The sequence below is a fragment of the uncultured Haliea sp. genome (assembly GCF_963973825.1).
Taxonomy (GTDB): domain Bacteria; phylum Pseudomonadota; class Gammaproteobacteria; order Pseudomonadales; family Halieaceae; genus Haliea.
Window position 1 is genome coordinate 23,127 of record NZ_CAXBAE010000004.1, and the last position, 14,179, is coordinate 37,305.

General features: G+C 63.7%; 14 protein-coding genes. 9 read left to right on the forward strand and 5 right to left on the reverse strand.

What is annotated here, in order from left to right; genetic code table 11:
- Positions 1–2 precede the first annotated feature (2 nt).
- Positions 3–1,229: a beta-ketoacyl-ACP synthase I gene (fabB, locus tag AACZ17_RS06545; RefSeq protein WP_290742681.1), complete on the reverse strand. Its 1,227-nt coding sequence runs from the start codon at positions 1,227–1,229 to the stop codon at positions 3–5.
- 4 nt (positions 1,230–1,233) lie between these two features.
- The gene (gene fabA / locus AACZ17_RS06550; protein WP_290742684.1) at positions 1,234–1,749 is read right to left on the reverse strand and encodes a 3-hydroxyacyl-[acyl-carrier-protein] dehydratase FabA; all 516 of its coding nucleotides are present in this window, start codon (positions 1,747–1,749) and stop codon (positions 1,234–1,236) included.
- A 288-nt stretch (positions 1,750–2,037) separates the two neighbouring features.
- On the opposite strand from fabA, the gene AACZ17_RS06555 reads away from it, so the two are divergent.
- From AACZ17_RS06555 to AACZ17_RS06565, 3 genes are read left to right on the forward strand one after another with little or no spacing between them, the layout of a single operon-like run.
- Positions 2,038–3,474, forward strand: coding sequence for a mannose-1-phosphate guanylyltransferase/mannose-6-phosphate isomerase (locus AACZ17_RS06555; protein ID WP_290742687.1), 1,437 nt, complete (start codon positions 2,038–2,040; stop codon positions 3,472–3,474).
- Positions 3,474–4,301 carry a UTP--glucose-1-phosphate uridylyltransferase GalU gene (gene galU / locus AACZ17_RS06560; protein WP_290742690.1) on the forward strand — a complete coding sequence of 276 codons (828 nt, stop codon included), beginning with the start codon at positions 3,474–3,476 and terminating at the stop codon, positions 4,299–4,301. Before AACZ17_RS06555 ends, galU begins: the two co-directional genes overlap by 1 nt.
- A 15-nt stretch (positions 4,302–4,316) precedes the next feature.
- Positions 4,317–5,666 carry a phosphomannomutase gene (locus tag AACZ17_RS06565; protein WP_290742693.1) on the forward strand — a complete coding sequence of 450 codons (1,350 nt, stop codon included), beginning with the start codon at positions 4,317–4,319 and terminating at the stop codon, positions 5,664–5,666.
- Here the strand turns inward: AACZ17_RS06565 and pgi are convergent.
- Together pgi and AACZ17_RS06575 are read right to left on the reverse strand one after the other, a co-directional pair.
- The gene (gene pgi / locus AACZ17_RS06570) at positions 5,663–7,324 is read right to left on the reverse strand and encodes a glucose-6-phosphate isomerase (protein ID WP_290742696.1); all 1,662 of its coding nucleotides are present in this window, start codon (positions 7,322–7,324) and stop codon (positions 5,663–5,665) included. The genes AACZ17_RS06565 and pgi overlap by 4 nt on opposite strands.
- A gap of 68 nt (positions 7,325–7,392) precedes the next feature.
- Positions 7,393–8,355 carry a polyprenyl synthetase family protein gene (locus AACZ17_RS06575; RefSeq protein ID WP_290742699.1) on the reverse strand — a complete coding sequence of 321 codons (963 nt, stop codon included), beginning with the start codon at positions 8,353–8,355 and terminating at the stop codon, positions 7,393–7,395.
- A 273-nt stretch (positions 8,356–8,628) separates the two neighbouring features.
- Here AACZ17_RS06575 and rplU point away from each other — a divergent pair, with 273 nt between their 5' ends.
- From rplU to AACZ17_RS06605, 6 genes are all read left to right on the forward strand, one after another.
- Entirely contained in the window at positions 8,629–8,937 is a 309-nt protein-coding gene (rplU, locus tag AACZ17_RS06580; protein ID WP_290742702.1) for a 50S ribosomal protein L21, read from the forward strand.
- A 15-nt stretch (positions 8,938–8,952) separates the two neighbouring features.
- Complete coding sequence (gene rpmA / locus AACZ17_RS06585; protein WP_290742705.1) at positions 8,953–9,210, forward strand: 50S ribosomal protein L27; 258 nt, start codon at positions 8,953–8,955, stop codon at positions 9,208–9,210.
- A 119-nt stretch (positions 9,211–9,329) separates the two neighbouring features.
- Positions 9,330–10,511, forward strand: a complete 1,182-nt coding sequence (gene cgtA / locus AACZ17_RS06590; protein ID WP_290742708.1) for an Obg family GTPase CgtA — start codon at positions 9,330–9,332, stop codon at positions 10,509–10,511.
- Complete coding sequence (gene proB / locus AACZ17_RS06595) at positions 10,511–11,638, forward strand: glutamate 5-kinase (RefSeq protein WP_290742711.1); 1,128 nt, start codon at positions 10,511–10,513, stop codon at positions 11,636–11,638. Before cgtA ends, proB begins: the two co-directional genes overlap by 1 nt.
- Before the next feature lie 24 nt (positions 11,639–11,662).
- Positions 11,663–12,571, forward strand: coding sequence for a ZIP family metal transporter (locus tag AACZ17_RS06600; RefSeq protein ID WP_290742714.1), 909 nt, complete (start codon positions 11,663–11,665; stop codon positions 12,569–12,571).
- A 20-nt stretch (positions 12,572–12,591) separates the two neighbouring features.
- On the forward strand, positions 12,592–13,041 hold the full coding sequence (locus tag AACZ17_RS06605) for an isoprenylcysteine carboxylmethyltransferase family protein (protein WP_290742716.1): 450 nt from the start codon (positions 12,592–12,594) through the stop codon (positions 13,039–13,041).
- A gap of 13 nt (positions 13,042–13,054) precedes the next feature.
- On the opposite strand, the gene hemH is transcribed toward AACZ17_RS06605, so the two are convergent.
- A complete protein-coding gene (gene hemH, locus AACZ17_RS06610; protein ID WP_290742719.1) occupies positions 13,055–14,131 on the reverse strand; it encodes a ferrochelatase in 1,077 nt (358 codons plus the stop codon).
- Positions 14,132–14,179 lie beyond the last annotated feature (48 nt).

Consider the following 14,179-nt stretch of genomic DNA (forward strand, 5'->3'; position numbering starts at 1 on the left):
GCTCAGCCGGTGAACTTCTGGAACACCAGTGAAGCGTTGGTGCCTCCGAAACCGAAGCTGTTGGACATGACGCGCTGCAGGTCCACGTTGTCGTGTCGCTGGGTGGCGATGGGCAGGCCTTCCGCCTCCGGGTCCAGGGTCTCGATATTGGCCGAGGCGGCGATAAAGCCCGCTTGCTGCATCAGCAGAGAGTAGATCGCCTCCTGCACACCGGCTGCACCCAGAGAGTGCCCCGAGAGTGATTTCGTCGACCCTACAACGGGAATGTGATCGCGATCGCGATAGGCTTCACGCACCGCCTTCAGTTCCTGAATGTCGCCCGCCGGGGTGCTGGTGCCGTGGGCGTTGATATAGTCGATCGGGCCGCTGACCGTCGCCAGCGCCTGCTGCATGCAGCGCACGGCGCCTTCACCAGAGGGTGCTACCATGTCGTAGCCGTCGGAGGTGGCACCGTAACCCACAAGCTCCGCGTAGATCCGCGCACCCCTGGCGAGGGCATGTTCCAGCTCTTCGAGCACCAGCATGCCGCCGCCGCCGGCGATGACGAATCCGTCCCGGTTTGCGTCGTAGGCGCGAGAGGCGCGCTCCGGGGTGTCGTTGTACTTGGTGGACAGGGCACCCATGGCGTCGAACAGGCTGCTCAGTGTCCAGTGCAGCTCCTCACCACCGCCCGCGAACACGATGTCCTGCTTGTTGAGCTGAATCTGCTCCATGGCGTTGCCAATGCAGTGCGCGCTGGTGGAACAGGCAGATGAAATCGAGTAATTCACACCCTTGATACGTAAAGGCGTGGCGAGGCAGGCTGACACCGTGCTCCCCATGGTCTGGGTGACCCGATAGGGGCCCACGCGGCGCAGGCCTTTTTCCCGCAGGATGTCCGCTGCCTCGGTCTGGCTCGCCGAGGAGGCGCCACCGGACCCGGCAATGATACCCGTGCGCACATTGGATACGTCCTTTTCGGCGAGGCCGGAGTCCGCTATCGCCTGCTGCATGGCGATATAGGCATAGGCGGCAGCATCGCCCATGAAGCGCAGCTGTTTGCGGTCGATATGATCTGCGACAACAATATCCGGTGCGCCGGCGACGTGCGAGCGCATCCCCATATCAATCTGTTCCTGGCGAATCTTGATACCGGAGCGCCCGGCCCGCAGCGCCTCAGTGACTGTTTCGGCATCGTTACCCAGGCAGGACACGATACCGAGCCCTGTAATGACTACCCGTCTGCTCATGGGATTAGAAAGACTCCGTTGAGGTGAACAGCCCGACACGCAGGTCGTTCGCTGTGTAGATGTCGCGACCATCCACCGATACCACGCCATCGGCTATGCCCATGATGAGCTTGCGCTCGATAACCCGCTTCATGTGGATGTGGTAGCTGACTTTCTTCGCGCTGGGTACAACCTGCCCGGTGAACTTCACGTCGCCGGAACCCAGTGCCCGACCCCGTCCCGGGTTGCCACGCCAGCCGAGAAAGAAGCCGACAAGCTGCCACATGGCATCCAGTCCCAGGCAGCCGGGCATCACCGGGTCACCCGGGAAGTGGCATTGGAAAAACCATAGATCCGGGTGGATATCGAGCTCGGCGACGATTTCTCCCTTGCCGTAGCGGCCACCCTCGGAACTCACGTGGGTAATGCGATCCAGCATCAGCATGTTGTCGGTCGGCAACTGCGCGTTGCCGGGGCCGAAGAGGTGGCCGTGGCCGCAGGCGACCAGTTCTTCTTTCGTGAATGCGCTTTGTGCGGTCATAGTGTGTCCAGTCGGGCCCCAAAGTCCGTGCAGGGCGTCAGGCCCCGGTGTCAGCCGCGCTGTGATCGGTCAGGGCGTATGTGTCAGGGCGTCATTCTAAACCCTGCGGGGCACAAGTCCAGCGCTGGCGTGCGCAGGCGGCTGGCGGTGCATGAGTATGCAGACTGCCGTGACCGGAGCCGATGCCGGGGCGCGCTGGCCTCGCGCTTTGTCCATCAAGTAAGATAGCGGGTTCCAGCGAGCATGGGCTGCTTGCAGCTCATGTCGCCCAACGCAACAGGATCTGCCATGTTGACACCCGTACTTCTTTCCGGCGGCGTCGGAAGTCGCCTGTGGCCCGTATCGCGGGAGCTTCACCCCAAGCAGTTTCTGCCCCTGGCCGGGGAGTTGACCATGCTGCAGCAAACCCTGGCGCGCACGGGCTCCCTGCAGGCGCGGGCCCCGGTGGTGGTCTGCAATGAAGAACACCGTTTCATGGTTGCCGAGCAGCTGCGCCAGGTCGGCATCAAGGCCGGCGCACTGATTCTCGAGCCTGAGGGGCGCAACACGGCACCGGCGGTGGCCCTGGCGGCGCTGCACGAAATGGCACAGGACCCGGAGGCGGTGTTGCTGGTGCTGCCCGCGGATCACCTGATCCAGCAGGTGGAGGCCTTTGCCGAGGCGGTTGCCCGGGCTTTGCCACTGGCCCGCGCTGGCCGCCTGATGACCTTTGGCGTAGTGCCACACACACCTGAAACCGGCTACGGCTATATCCGCTGTGGCGCGGCGCTGGGGGATGATCTCTACACCCTCGACGCGTTCGTCGAGAAGCCCGACAGCGCCACCGCCCAGGCCTACCTTGAGAGCGGCAGCTACCTCTGGAACAGCGGCATGTTTCTGCTGCGGGCCGAAACCTACCTGGCGCAGTTGGCCGAATTCCAGCCGGCGATGCTGGCCAGCTGTCGGCGCGCAATGCAGGAGTCGACGCAGGATATGGATTTCATTCGCCCCGAGGCAGATGCCTTCGCCGCCTGTCCCGCTGACAGCATCGACTACGCGGTGATGGAGCACACCCGGGAAGGCGGCGTGATCGCGCTGGACTGCGGCTGGAGCGATGTCGGCGCCTGGTCGGCGCTGTGGGAAGTGGCAGCGCGCGACCCGCAGGGCAACGTCAGCCAGGGCGATGTGATGCTGGACAACTGCCGTGACAGCTATTTCCGCAGTGAGTCCCGCCTGCTGGCGGCCACGGGGGTCGCGAATCTTGTGGTTGTGGAGACTGCTGACGCCGTGCTGGTGGCCGACCGCGACCAGGTGCAGGACGTCAAGCGGATTGTCAGCCGCCTGAAGGCCGAATCGCGGCCAGAGGCATCACTGCATTCGCGTGTTTATCGCCCCTGGGGTTCCTATGAAACGCTGGTCAGCGCCGATCGTTTCCAGGTCAAGCGCATTATTGTCAATCCGGGGCAGACACTGTCATTGCAAATGCATCATCACCGCGCCGAGCACTGGATCGTGGTGCACGGCACTGCAGAGGTGACCTGCGAAGAGAAGGTCTTCATGCTGGGAGAGGATGAATCCACGTATATCCCCCTCGGCCGCAAGCACCGCCTCGCCAACCCCGGACGCATTCCTCTCGAACTGATTGAGGTGCAGTCGGGGACGTACCTCGGCGAGGATGATATCGTGCGTTTTGAGGATGTTTATGGCCGCGAGAAGGCCGCCCAGGCACGCAAGGAGAGCCACTGATGATCAAGAAATGCCTGTTTCCGGTTGCTGGTTATGGCACCCGCTTCCTGCCCGCGACCAAGAGCATGCCCAAGGAGATGCTGCCCATCGTCAACAAGCCGCTGGTGCAGTACGGCGTGGAAGAGGCCATCGCGGCGGGCATGACGACCTGTGCCATGGTGACCGGGCGCGGCAAGCGCAGCATCGCTGATCACTTCGATATCAGCTTTGAACTGGAGCACCAGATTTCCGGTACCGGCAAGGAAGTGTACCTGGAAAGCATTCGCAACGTTCTGGACAAGGGCGTGTTCACCATGGTGCGCCAGCGCGAGATGAAAGGCCTGGGCCACGCGATACTGACCGGCGAGGCCCTGATCGGCAGCGAACCCTTTGGCGTGGTGCTGTCGGATGACCTCTGCATCAACGATGGGCCGGGCGTGCTCAGCCAGATGGCGGAACTGTATCGCCAGTTTCGCTGCTCGATTGTCGCCATTCAGGAAGTGCCCATGGAGGAAGTGCACAAATACGGCGTGATTGCCGGTGAGAGCCTGAAGGATGGTATTTACCGCGTCGACAAGATGGTGGAAAAACCGGATGCTGCCTCTGCACCCTCCAATCTGGCGATCATCGGCCGCTACATCCTCACGCCGGATATCTTCGACATCCTGCGCGAGACGCCGCCCGGCGCCAACGGCGAGGTACAGCTCACCGATGCATTGCAGACCCAGGCACGGCAGGGTTGCGTCATGGCCTACAAATTCTCGGGCCGTCGGTTCGACTGCGGCAGTGTGCCGGGCTTTGTCGAGGCCACCAACTTCGTCTACGAAAACTACTATTCACAGCCGTAGGCGGAGCGCAAACTCATGGAAAAACTGGACTGTTTCAAAGCCTACGATGTGCGTGGGCGCGTCCCCGACCAACTCAATGAGGAGATTGCGCGGCGCATCGGCCGGGCCTATGCCGAGGTGGTCAAGCCGCGCAAGGTCGTGGTGGGCCACGACATTCGCCTCACCAGTGAAGCCATCAAGGCAGCCCTGGCGGACGGCCTGCGTGAGCAGGGGGTGGATGTCTACGATATCGGGCTGTGTGGCACCGAGGAAATCTACTTCGCCACCAGCCACGCGCAAATGGATGGCGGTATCGTGGTGACGGCGAGCCACAACCCCAAGGATTTCAACGGCATGAAGTTCGTGCGCGAGGAATCCAGGCCGATATCCGGCGACAGCGGCCTCGCCGATATCCGCGCGCTGGCCGAGGCCAACCACTTTACACGGGCCGCCACCCACGGCCGCTACCTGCCGCTGGATACCTCCTCTGCCTACATCGAGCACCTGCTGTCCTATGTCGATGTCGATGCACTGCCCCCGCTGCGCATCGTGGTGGACGCGGGAAACGGCGGCGCGGGGCGCGTCGTCGACCTGCTGGCGCCGCATCTGCCTTTCGAGTTCGTCCGCTTGCACCATGAGCCCGACGGCCACTTCCCCAATGGCGTGCCCAACCCGCTGCTGCAGGAAAATCGTGCCGTGACCAGCGCCGCAGTCCTCTCTGAGGGTGCCGACCTGGGGCTGGCCTGGGATGGCGACTTTGACCGCTGTTTCTTCTTCGATGAGCGCGGCGAGTTTGTCGAGGGCTATTACCTCGTGGGCCTGCTGGCGGAAATGGCCCTGGAACAGCACCCGGGAGCGGCGATCATTCACGATCCGCGGCTGGTGTGGAACACTATCGATCGCGTGCAGAAGCTCGGTGGGCGCGCGGTGGAAAGCAAGACCGGCCACGCGTTTATCAAGGAGAGGATGCGGGCGGAGAACGCGGCCTACGGCGGTGAAATGAGCGCCCATCACTATTTCCGCGACTTTGCCTTTTGCGACAGCGGCATGATTCCCTGGCTGCTGGTTGCAGCCCAGCTCGGTCGCCGCGGCATGCCGCTCTCATCGCTGGTTGCGGAATGCATGGCGGCGTTTCCCTGCAGCGGCGAGATCAATCGCAGTGTCGATGACCCGGCCGCGGTGCTGGCGAAGGTCGCGGCGCGCTATCGCCCGCAGGCACTGGAGGAGTCCTCGGTGGACGGGCTATCCATGGCGTTTGCGGATTGGCGCTTCAATCTTCGCCTGTCGAACACGGAACCTGTGGTGCGTTTGAACGTGGAAAGCCGCGGTGATGTCGACCTGATGAGGACGCAAACCAGTGCCCTGCTGGCGCTGATCGACGCCTAGCCTGTTGTTGTTCGCGCCGCCGCCTGCGCCCTGAACCACTCGGCTATCAGCCGTTCACTGGCCGGGTCCAGAGTCTTGTCGGCCTCTGGGTGGTCCAGACGCCGCAAGATGCTCTGGCCGATATCCTTGCCGAGCTCCACGCCCCACTGATCGAAGGCGTTCACGCCCCACAACTGGCTGCTGCAGAAGGTGCGGTGTTCATACAGGGCCAACAGTGCGCCCAGGGTATGGGGGGTCAGGGCATCCAGCGTGATAACGCTGTGTGGCCTGCTGCCGGGAATCACCAGGTGCGGTGCCAGTTGCCTTGCGGCGCTTTCCTCCATGCCGCGTTCCTGCAGGCTGGCGAGCGCCTCGTCCTGGCTGCGCCCAATCATCAGGGCGCGGCTCTGGGCCAGCCCGTTGGCGACCAGCAGGCGGTGCTGCGCCGCTTCTCCCGTGGTGGTCGTCAGCGGCAGAATCAGGTCCGCGGGGCACAGCCGTGTGCCCTGGTGCAGGAGCTGGTAGAACGAGTGTTGACCCATGGTGCCGGCGGCGCCCCAGAGCACCGGGGCGGTGTCGTAGCCGAGGGTCTCACCGTCGCGGCTTACGCGTTTGCCGTTGCTCTCCATGGTCAGTTGTTGCAGGTAGTCGGGGAGCCGTTCCAGACCCTGGTCGTAGGGCAGCACGACATGGTTCGCGGCCTGGAAGAAATTGCAGTACCAGACCTCCAGCAGGCTCATGAGGATCGGCAGATTCTGCGCACTGTCGGCTTCCAGGAAGTGGCGGTCCATCGCCTCGGCGCCGGCAAGCAGTGCATTGAATCCATCCCAGCCAATAGCGATGGCGATACTCAGTCCGACCGCCGACCACAGGGAGAAGCGGCCACCGACCCAGTCCCACAGCGGCAGGCAATTGTCGGCGGGAATGCCAAAGGCTGCTGCCGCGTCGAGATCACTGGTAATCGCCAGGAAATGGCGTGACCAGTCTTCATCCCCGGCGCCTGCGGTGCGCAGCCAGTGCTGCGCGGCCTCGCCGTTGGCGAGGGTCTCCTGGGTGCGGAAGGACTTCGAGCAGAGGATGAACAGCGTGGTTTCAGGCTGCACCTGCTGCAAGGTGTTCTGCAGGTCTGCAGGGTCCACGTTGGCCACATAGTGGCAGCGTATGGGACCCTGCCAGGCCGGCAGCGCCGCGGTAACCAGCCGGGGGCCGAGATCGGAACCGCCAATGCCGATATTCACCACGTCGCGAATAGCCTGCCCGGAAAACCCCCTGAGCTCACCCGAGGTGATGCGCTCGCACCAGAGGCGCATGCGGTGCCGGGTATCTTCCACACGACTGAATTCGGTCTCCAGTCCGGCGGGTGCAGTGCGCGCACGCAGAAGGGTGTGCAGCGCCGGGCGCGCTTCGGTGTTGTTCAGTGCAACGCCGCTGAACAGCTGGCGGGCGCAGCGGGGAAGCTGCGCCTGTTCGGCGAGTCGCAACAGGGCGGCACGGCTGTCCCGACAGAGCAGCTGGCGGGAATAATCCAGGGTAAGCCCGGCAGCACTGGCCGTGAAATCGCCGGCACGCTGTACTTCGCGGTTGAACAGGGCGCTGACTGAGGTGCCGCGCATCCCCTCGGCCAGCGTCTGTAGCTCATGCCACGAGGGAAGGTCCGGGAGTTGCAGTGTGTGTGCCATGGTGCGCGCCGCTGTGTCAGGCGGCCAGTATAGGCAGGGCTAACCCGGCCTGCAATTCAGGTGTGCGCTCAGTGATCGCGATCGATGGAGAGCCGGGTCAGGTGCTGCAGGGCCTCCAGTGCCGGGCCCGCGGACAGTCCGGCGAGGGCGGCCACCGCCAGGTCGTGATGCTCGCGCGCGCGCTCCCGCGTGTAGTCAATAGCGGCGCAGCGGCGCACGGCGGCGCTGATCGCGTCCATTTCTGCGGCGGAGCGCTCAGTGATGGCCCGTTTCACCAGAGCCTGCTCGTCGGCCGTCCCGGTGCGCAGGATATGAATCAGCGGCAGCGTGACCTTGCCCTCGCGCAAGTCATCGCCCACGTTCTTGCCCATGGTGTCGGCATCGCCCGCATAGTCGAGCATGTCGTCAATCATCTGGAAGGCCAGCCCCAGGTGCAGGCCGAACCGGCGCAGGCTTTCCGCCTGTGTCGAGTCAGCCCCGCTCAGCACGGCGGCGCCGTAGCAGGCCGCCGCGAACAGTACCGCGGTTTTGCGGGTGATGATGTCGATATAGTCCTGCTCGGTGGTGTCGGCATTGCCCGCCCGGGTCAGCTGTAGCACTTCGCCTTCGGCGATGGTGTTCGTGGTGTCCGCCATGTGCCGCAGTATCTCGATGTTGTCGAGCTGCACCATGAGCTGGAAGGCTCGGGTGTAGAGAAAGTCGCCGACCAGCACACTGGAAGCATTGCCAAACTCGGAGTTGGCCGTGGGCCTGCCCCGGCGCAGCTGCGAGACGTCGACCACGTCGTCGTGCAGCAGCGTAGCGGTGTGGATGAATTCGATGACGGCGGCAAAGGTCACGTGCCCGGCTGAGCAGGTGCCCAGTGCTCGGGCAGTCAGCAGTGTCAGCAGGGGGCGCATGCGTTTGCCGCCAGCGTCCACGATATAGTGGCCGACGTTTTCGACCAGGGGCACGTTGGACTGGAGTTGCTGGATGATCAGCTGGTTGACCTGATCGAACTCCCCGGCAACGCTGGCGCGGATTTGCTGCATAGTATGAGGGCGTTGAAAATGCCCGCGCATGCTAGGTGGGTCGGGAGGGGGTGTCAAGCTTGGCGCCTTTGGCGGCGGCCCCCGGCACGCCGGCAGAGGGGGCAAATAATCCTTGCCCGAGGGGGTTGAGTTGAGTAAAATCGCCGCCCTCCGCGACAGTTGCGCCCTGTGCGTATGCCGCGGAACCATGAGCACTGTTAGTGCCTGGCTCTGCCCCCTCGATAATCCAGGGTTATTTTTTGTCGCGAGCAGGCTAACTGAACGGAGAACACAATGTACGCAGTTATTGAGAGCGGTGGCAAGCAGCATCGCGTGGTGGAGGGGGAGACCCTGAAGCTGGAGAAAATCGAAGTGGCCACCGGTGGCACGGTCGAATTCGACCGGGTATTGATGGTCGGCGGCGAGCAGGTCAAGATTGGTACTCCGCTGGTAGCGGGTGGCAAGGTGACGGCCGAAGTGGTCAGCCACGGTCGCCACAAGAAGGTTAAAATCGTCAAATTCAACCGCCGGAAGCACTATCGGAAAGAAACTGGCCACCGTCAGTGGTTCACCGAAGTGAAAATCACTGCTATCACGGCGTAACGGAGGCTAGCGACTATGGCACACAAGAAAGCAGGCGGCAGTACTCGTAACGGTCGCGATTCCGAAAGCAAACGCCTTGGCGTCAAGCGCTTTGGTGGTCAGCTGGTGCAGGCAGGCAATATCCTGATTCGCCAGCGTGGCACCCGTTTCCACCCCGGCGCCAATGTGCGCTGTGGCCGCGACCACACGCTGTTCGCGACCGCGGAAGGGCGGGTGGAGTTTGTGACCCGAGGCCCGAAGAACCGGAAATACGTGCAGGTGGTGAGCGCCTGATCAGGCGGACCAGCTGGCCGGATAGACAGAAGCCTCGTCAACTGACGGGGCTTTTTTTTTAGAGTAACTGACGTTCGCAGAGGCGAACGCGCTCCGGCACGGGGCGCAACGGCCAAACCATGAAATTTGTAGACGAAGCAAGCATCAAAGTGTTTGCGGGCAATGGCGGTAACGGCTGCCTGAGCTTCCGCAGGGAAAAGTTTGTGCCGCGCGGCGGCCCTGATGGGGGCGACGGTGGCGATGGCGGCAGTGTCATCATGGAGGCGGACGCAAACCTGAACACCATGGTTGACTACCGTTTTGTGCGCAGCTACCGGGCCGAGAACGGCGAATCCGGCCGCAGTCGCAACTGCACCGGCAAGAGCGGGGAAGACCTCATTCTCCGGGTCCCGGTTGGCACGACCATCATTGATGAAGACAGCGCCGAGGTGCTCGGCGACCTGGCGGCGCACGGTGAGCGCCTGGTCGTGGCCCAAGGCGGCTGGCACGGACTCGGCAATGCGCGCTACAAATCCAGCACCAACCGTGCGCCGCGGCAAACCAGCCCCGGCACCGAAGGTGAGCAGCGCTCCCTGAAGCTGGAACTCAAGGTCCTTGCCGATGTGGGGCTGCTGGGTTTGCCGAACGCCGGCAAATCCACGCTGATCAGGGCGATCTCCGCGGCGCGTCCGAAAGTGGCCGACTACCCGTTCACCACACTGGTGCCGAATCTGGGTGTGGTCAAGGTGGACGCCCACCGCAGTTTTGTCGTCGCGGACATCCCCGGCCTGATCGAGGGTGCCTCCGATGGCGCGGGGCTGGGTATCCGCTTTCTCAAGCACCTGACGCGGAACCGGATTCTCCTGCACCTGGTGGATATGGCACCGGTAGACGACAGTGAGCCTGCGGATGCGGCCCTCGCAATCGTGCGGGAGCTGGAGCGGTTCAGTCCCACGCTCGCCGCCCGCCAACGCTGGCTGGTGCTGAACAAGGTGGATCTGGTCCCCGAGGATGAGCTCGCTGCCCGTCGCGCGGCCTTGCTCGAGGCGCTGGATTGGCAGGGGCCGGTCTACGAGACGGCAGCCATCAGCGGCGCAGGCACCAAGCGCCTGTGTCAGGATCTGATGGTGGCGCTGGAGGAACAGAAGGCGCTGGAGCTCGCCGACCCGGAGGTGGCCGAAGCAGAGGCGGAGCAGCAGTCGCGGATGCAGCAGGAAGCGCGCGAACGCATTGAAGCCCTGCGTGCCCGTCACCGCCGGCAGCCGGAGGATGACGCCAGCGACGACGACAGCAACGATGTTGAAGTGGAATATGTGCACTGATGGCTGAACCGGATCGCGACACAATTGCCGCCAGCCGGCGCTGGGTCATCAAGGTGGGTAGCGCGCTGCTGACCAACGATGGCCGCGGTCTGGATGCGGCGATGATTGGCAGCCTGGTTGCCCAGATTGCGGCGCTGCGGGAGCGCGGCGCAGAGGTGGTGCTGGTTTCCAGCGGCGCGGTCGCAGCCGGCCTGGTACGGTTGGGCTGGCCGAGGCGTCCCACCCGCCTGCACGAGCTGCAGGCGGCCGCGGCCGTGGGCCAGTCCTCGCTGATCCAGAGCTATGAAACCGCGTTTCGCGGTTACGATATTGTTTCGGCACAGGTGCTGTTGGGGCACGACGACATTACCGCGCGCGATCGCTACCTGAACGCCCGCAGTACGCTGACCACCTTGTTGCGCCTCGGTGTGGTGCCCGTCATCAACGAAAACGATACCGTGGTCACCGATGAAATCCGCTTTGGCGACAACGACACGCTGGCCGCCCTGGTGGCCAACCTGATCGATGCCGATGCCCTGCTGCTGCTCACAGACCAGCAGGGCCTGTACGAGGAAGACCCCCGCCTCAACCCCTTCGCGGTGCTGGTGGATACGCGCGATGTGCACGATGAAGCGCTGGACCGGATGGCGGGGGAAGGTGGGGCACTGGGCCGCGGTGGTATGATCACCAAGCTGCGCGCGGCGCGCCTTGCAGCGCGTTCGGGGACCGAAACGGTCATTGCCAGCGGCCGCCACCCCGACGTTGTCGCTCAGGTAGCGGCGGGCAGCGCGCTGGGCACCTGGCTGCGCTCCGGCAGGCAATCGGAAAACGCCCGCAAGCAATGGTTGGCGGGCATGGTGCGCATCCCCGGCAGCCTGGAACTGGATGCCGGTGCGGTGCGTGTGCTCAAGGAGTCCGGTCGTAGCCTGCTGCCCGTAGGGGTGTGCGCCGTGACGGGCCAGTTTGAACGCGGTGATATGGTGCTATGCGTTGACCAGCAGGGGCGTGAAGTGGCGCGCGGCCTGGTGAACTACAGCGCGGACGAAGCGCGGCGCATTATGGGCAGACCGTCTGCCGAAATAGCGCCGTTACTGGGTTATCAAGGTGATGAAGAGCTGATTCACCGCGACAACCTGGTGCTGTGCTAGCGCCGCTGGAGGCCGCGAAAACCCATGAGCCTGACACCCGAACTGCTGTTGGTTGCGTACTGTATCGCCATCGCGCTGCTGTCACTGGCCGGTGGTCTGCTGCCAAACTGGGTGAGGATGACCCACACCCGGACGCAGCTGGTGATGAGTTTTGTCTCGGGGTTGATGCTGGGTGTCGCGTTCTATCACCTGCTGCCCCACAGTATCGCCCTGCAGCCGCGCGAGTATGGCGCGGATGCATCGGTCTGGTGGTTGATGATCGGCCTCATCACCATGCTCCTTTTGCTGCGCATGTTTCATTTTCATCAGCACGACTTCAGTGAGGAAGAACATGAGCACCATGATCATGACCACAGCCACGCGCACGGCCACGAGCACCACGGCGGGGCAGCTACCGTGCCCACAGCGCTGGTGCCCGCGCAGGCGGTTCCCGCTGCACACCGCCTGAGCTGGATTGGGCTCGCGCTTGGTCTGGGCGTGCACACGCTGATCGATGGCGTTGCCCTGGGAGCGGTGATGCAGGGCGAGGTCGGGCGCAGTGCGGGGCTGCTCGGCGTCGGTGTGTTTCTGGCTATCCTTCTGCACAAACCGCTGGATGCCATGTCCATCACCACCATTATGGAGGCGGGCGGTTGGAGCCGGCGCTCCCGTTCGCTGGCCAATCTCGGGTTTGCGCTGCTCTGCCCCCTGGGCGCGCTGCTGTTTTTCTTCGGGGTGGACCTGCTCGGGGATGCCCGTCATCACGCCGTGGCGGGTGCGCTGGCGTTTTCTGCCGGCGCCTTCATCTGCATTGCCCTGAGCGATCTGCTACCCGAGGTGCATTTTCACAGCCACGATCGCGGTAAATTGACTCTGGCCTTCCTTGCCGGGATTATACTGGCCTACGCGATAGGCGGGCTGGAGCCCGCCGGCGTGCACATGCACGGCGCCTGATCAGAGGAAAGGAGAGGACCATGGTCAAACGCATTATCTATCCGCCCATGTGGATGGTGTTCGGGGTTTGCGCCATTTTTGCCTTCAATGAATTCTACCCGGGTCCCCGCTTCACCAGTCAGGCCAGCCAGTTGCTGGGCGGGGCTATCCTGCTCGCTGGCCTCGCCATGCTTGTGGTGGCAGGGGGCCTGTTCAAACGCGCCGGCACTGACCTGATTCCCTTCCGCAATGTGTCGGCGCTGGTCACCACCGGCGTCTACCGTTTCACACGCAACCCCATGTATCTGGGCATGGCGGCCATTCTGCTTGGGGTCGCGGTGACGGTGGGATCCAGCTTGGCGTTGCTGGTTCCGCCATTGTTCATGGCGATTGTCGAGTGGCGCTACATACGGCCCGAAGAGGCATTGCTACAGGACCTCTTTCCCGAGGACTACCCCGCCTATCGCGCCCGGGTGCGGCGCTGGCTGTAGTCAACGCGGCCTGTCACGCGCCCAGCGCCCTGGCGCGGGCCTGGGTAGCCTCTGCGTCGAAGGGTTTTGCTGACCAGCCCTGCATCTGCTCCTCTACCAGTGTGGTGAGCGCCTCGATGTGTACCGGTTCGCTGTTCAGGCAGGGAATATACTCGTAGCGTTCACCGCCGGCTTCCATAAAGTAGCCGCGGTTTTCCACACCGATTTCCTCGATGGTTTCCAGGCAGTCTGCCGAGAACCCCGGGCAGATGACCTGCACGGACGTCACACCCTGTGCAGGCAAGCCTCGCAGGGTGTCGTCCGTGTAGGGCTTGAGCCAGGGTTCGCGGCCGAAGCGCGATTGAAAGCAGGTCAGGTAGTCATCGGCGTCCAGCCCCAGCGCCTCCGCCAGCAGGCGGCTGGTCTTGTGGCAGTGGCAGTGATAGGGGTCCCCGTTGTGCAGGTAGCGCTCAGGTTCGCCGTGGTAGGACATGATCAGGCGGTCGGCGCGACCGTGCGCCTGCCAGTGTGCGCGCACGCTGGCGGCCAGTGCGCTGATATAGGCGGGGTGGTCGTGGTACTGGGCGACGAAGCGTAGTTCAGGCAGCCAGCGGCGCTGACGGAAGTCGGCCGCCAGGGCGTCAAAGGTGGAGCCGGTAGTCGGGCCGCTGTATTGCGGGTAGAGCGGCAGCACCACGAGCCTCTGTACGCCGCGATCAAAGAGCGATTGCAGCTGCTCCGACAGGGGGTGAGAGCCATAGCGCATGGCGAACTCCACCTGCACAGAGTCGCCGTAGGTTTTCTGCAGCGCCTTGCGCAATGCACTGGCCTGCTCACGGGTGTGCAGCAGCAGCGGCGAGCCTTGCTCGGTCCATACCGTGCGGTAGGCCTTTGCGGAGCGCGCGGGTCGAATGTTCAGGATGATACCGTGCAGGATGCATAGCCAGAGCAGGCGCGGTACCTCCACCACCCTCGGGTCGGACAAGAACTCCTTCAGGTAGCGGCGAAGTGCTCCCTTTTCAGGGGCATCGGGTGTTCCAAGGTTGGTGACCAGTACGCCGATTCGGGGCGGCTGGCGGTGGTCGTAGTCCTGTTGTCCGCGGTATCGCATGGGGTGGCATTATCCTGTGGCTACGCTCGAAAGCCAAGCGGCGGTGCG

Coding starts and splice junctions, on each gene's coding strand:
- AACZ17_RS06565 (WP_290742693.1), top strand. CDS start 4,317: ATGGAAAAACTGGACTGTTTCAAAGCCTACGATGTGCGTGGGCGCGTC.
- galU (WP_290742690.1), top strand. CDS start 3,474: ATGATCAAGAAATGCCTGTTTCCGGTTGCTGGTTATGGCACCCGCTTC.
- pgi (WP_290742696.1), bottom strand. CDS start 7,324: ATGGCACACACACTGCAACTCCCGGACCTTCCCTCGTGGCATGAGCTA.
- rpmA (WP_290742705.1), top strand. CDS start 8,953: ATGGCACACAAGAAAGCAGGCGGCAGTACTCGTAACGGTCGCGATTCC.
- rplU (WP_290742702.1), top strand. CDS start 8,629: ATGTACGCAGTTATTGAGAGCGGTGGCAAGCAGCATCGCGTGGTGGAG.
- AACZ17_RS06575 (WP_290742699.1), bottom strand. CDS start 8,355: ATGCAGCAAATCCGCGCCAGCGTTGCCGGGGAGTTCGATCAGGTCAAC.
- proB (WP_290742711.1), top strand. CDS start 10,511: ATGGCTGAACCGGATCGCGACACAATTGCCGCCAGCCGGCGCTGGGTC.
- AACZ17_RS06605 (WP_290742716.1), top strand. CDS start 12,592: ATGGTCAAACGCATTATCTATCCGCCCATGTGGATGGTGTTCGGGGTT.
- AACZ17_RS06600 (WP_290742714.1), top strand. CDS start 11,663: ATGAGCCTGACACCCGAACTGCTGTTGGTTGCGTACTGTATCGCCATC.
- cgtA (WP_290742708.1), top strand. CDS start 9,330: ATGAAATTTGTAGACGAAGCAAGCATCAAAGTGTTTGCGGGCAATGGC.
- AACZ17_RS06555 (WP_290742687.1), top strand. CDS start 2,038: ATGTTGACACCCGTACTTCTTTCCGGCGGCGTCGGAAGTCGCCTGTGG.
- fabA (WP_290742684.1), bottom strand. CDS start 1,749: ATGACCGCACAAAGCGCATTCACGAAAGAAGAACTGGTCGCCTGCGGC.
- fabB (WP_290742681.1), bottom strand. CDS start 1,229: ATGAGCAGACGGGTAGTCATTACAGGGCTCGGTATCGTGTCCTGCCTG.
- hemH (WP_290742719.1), bottom strand. CDS start 14,131: ATGCGATACCGCGGACAACAGGACTACGACCACCGCCAGCCGCCCCGA.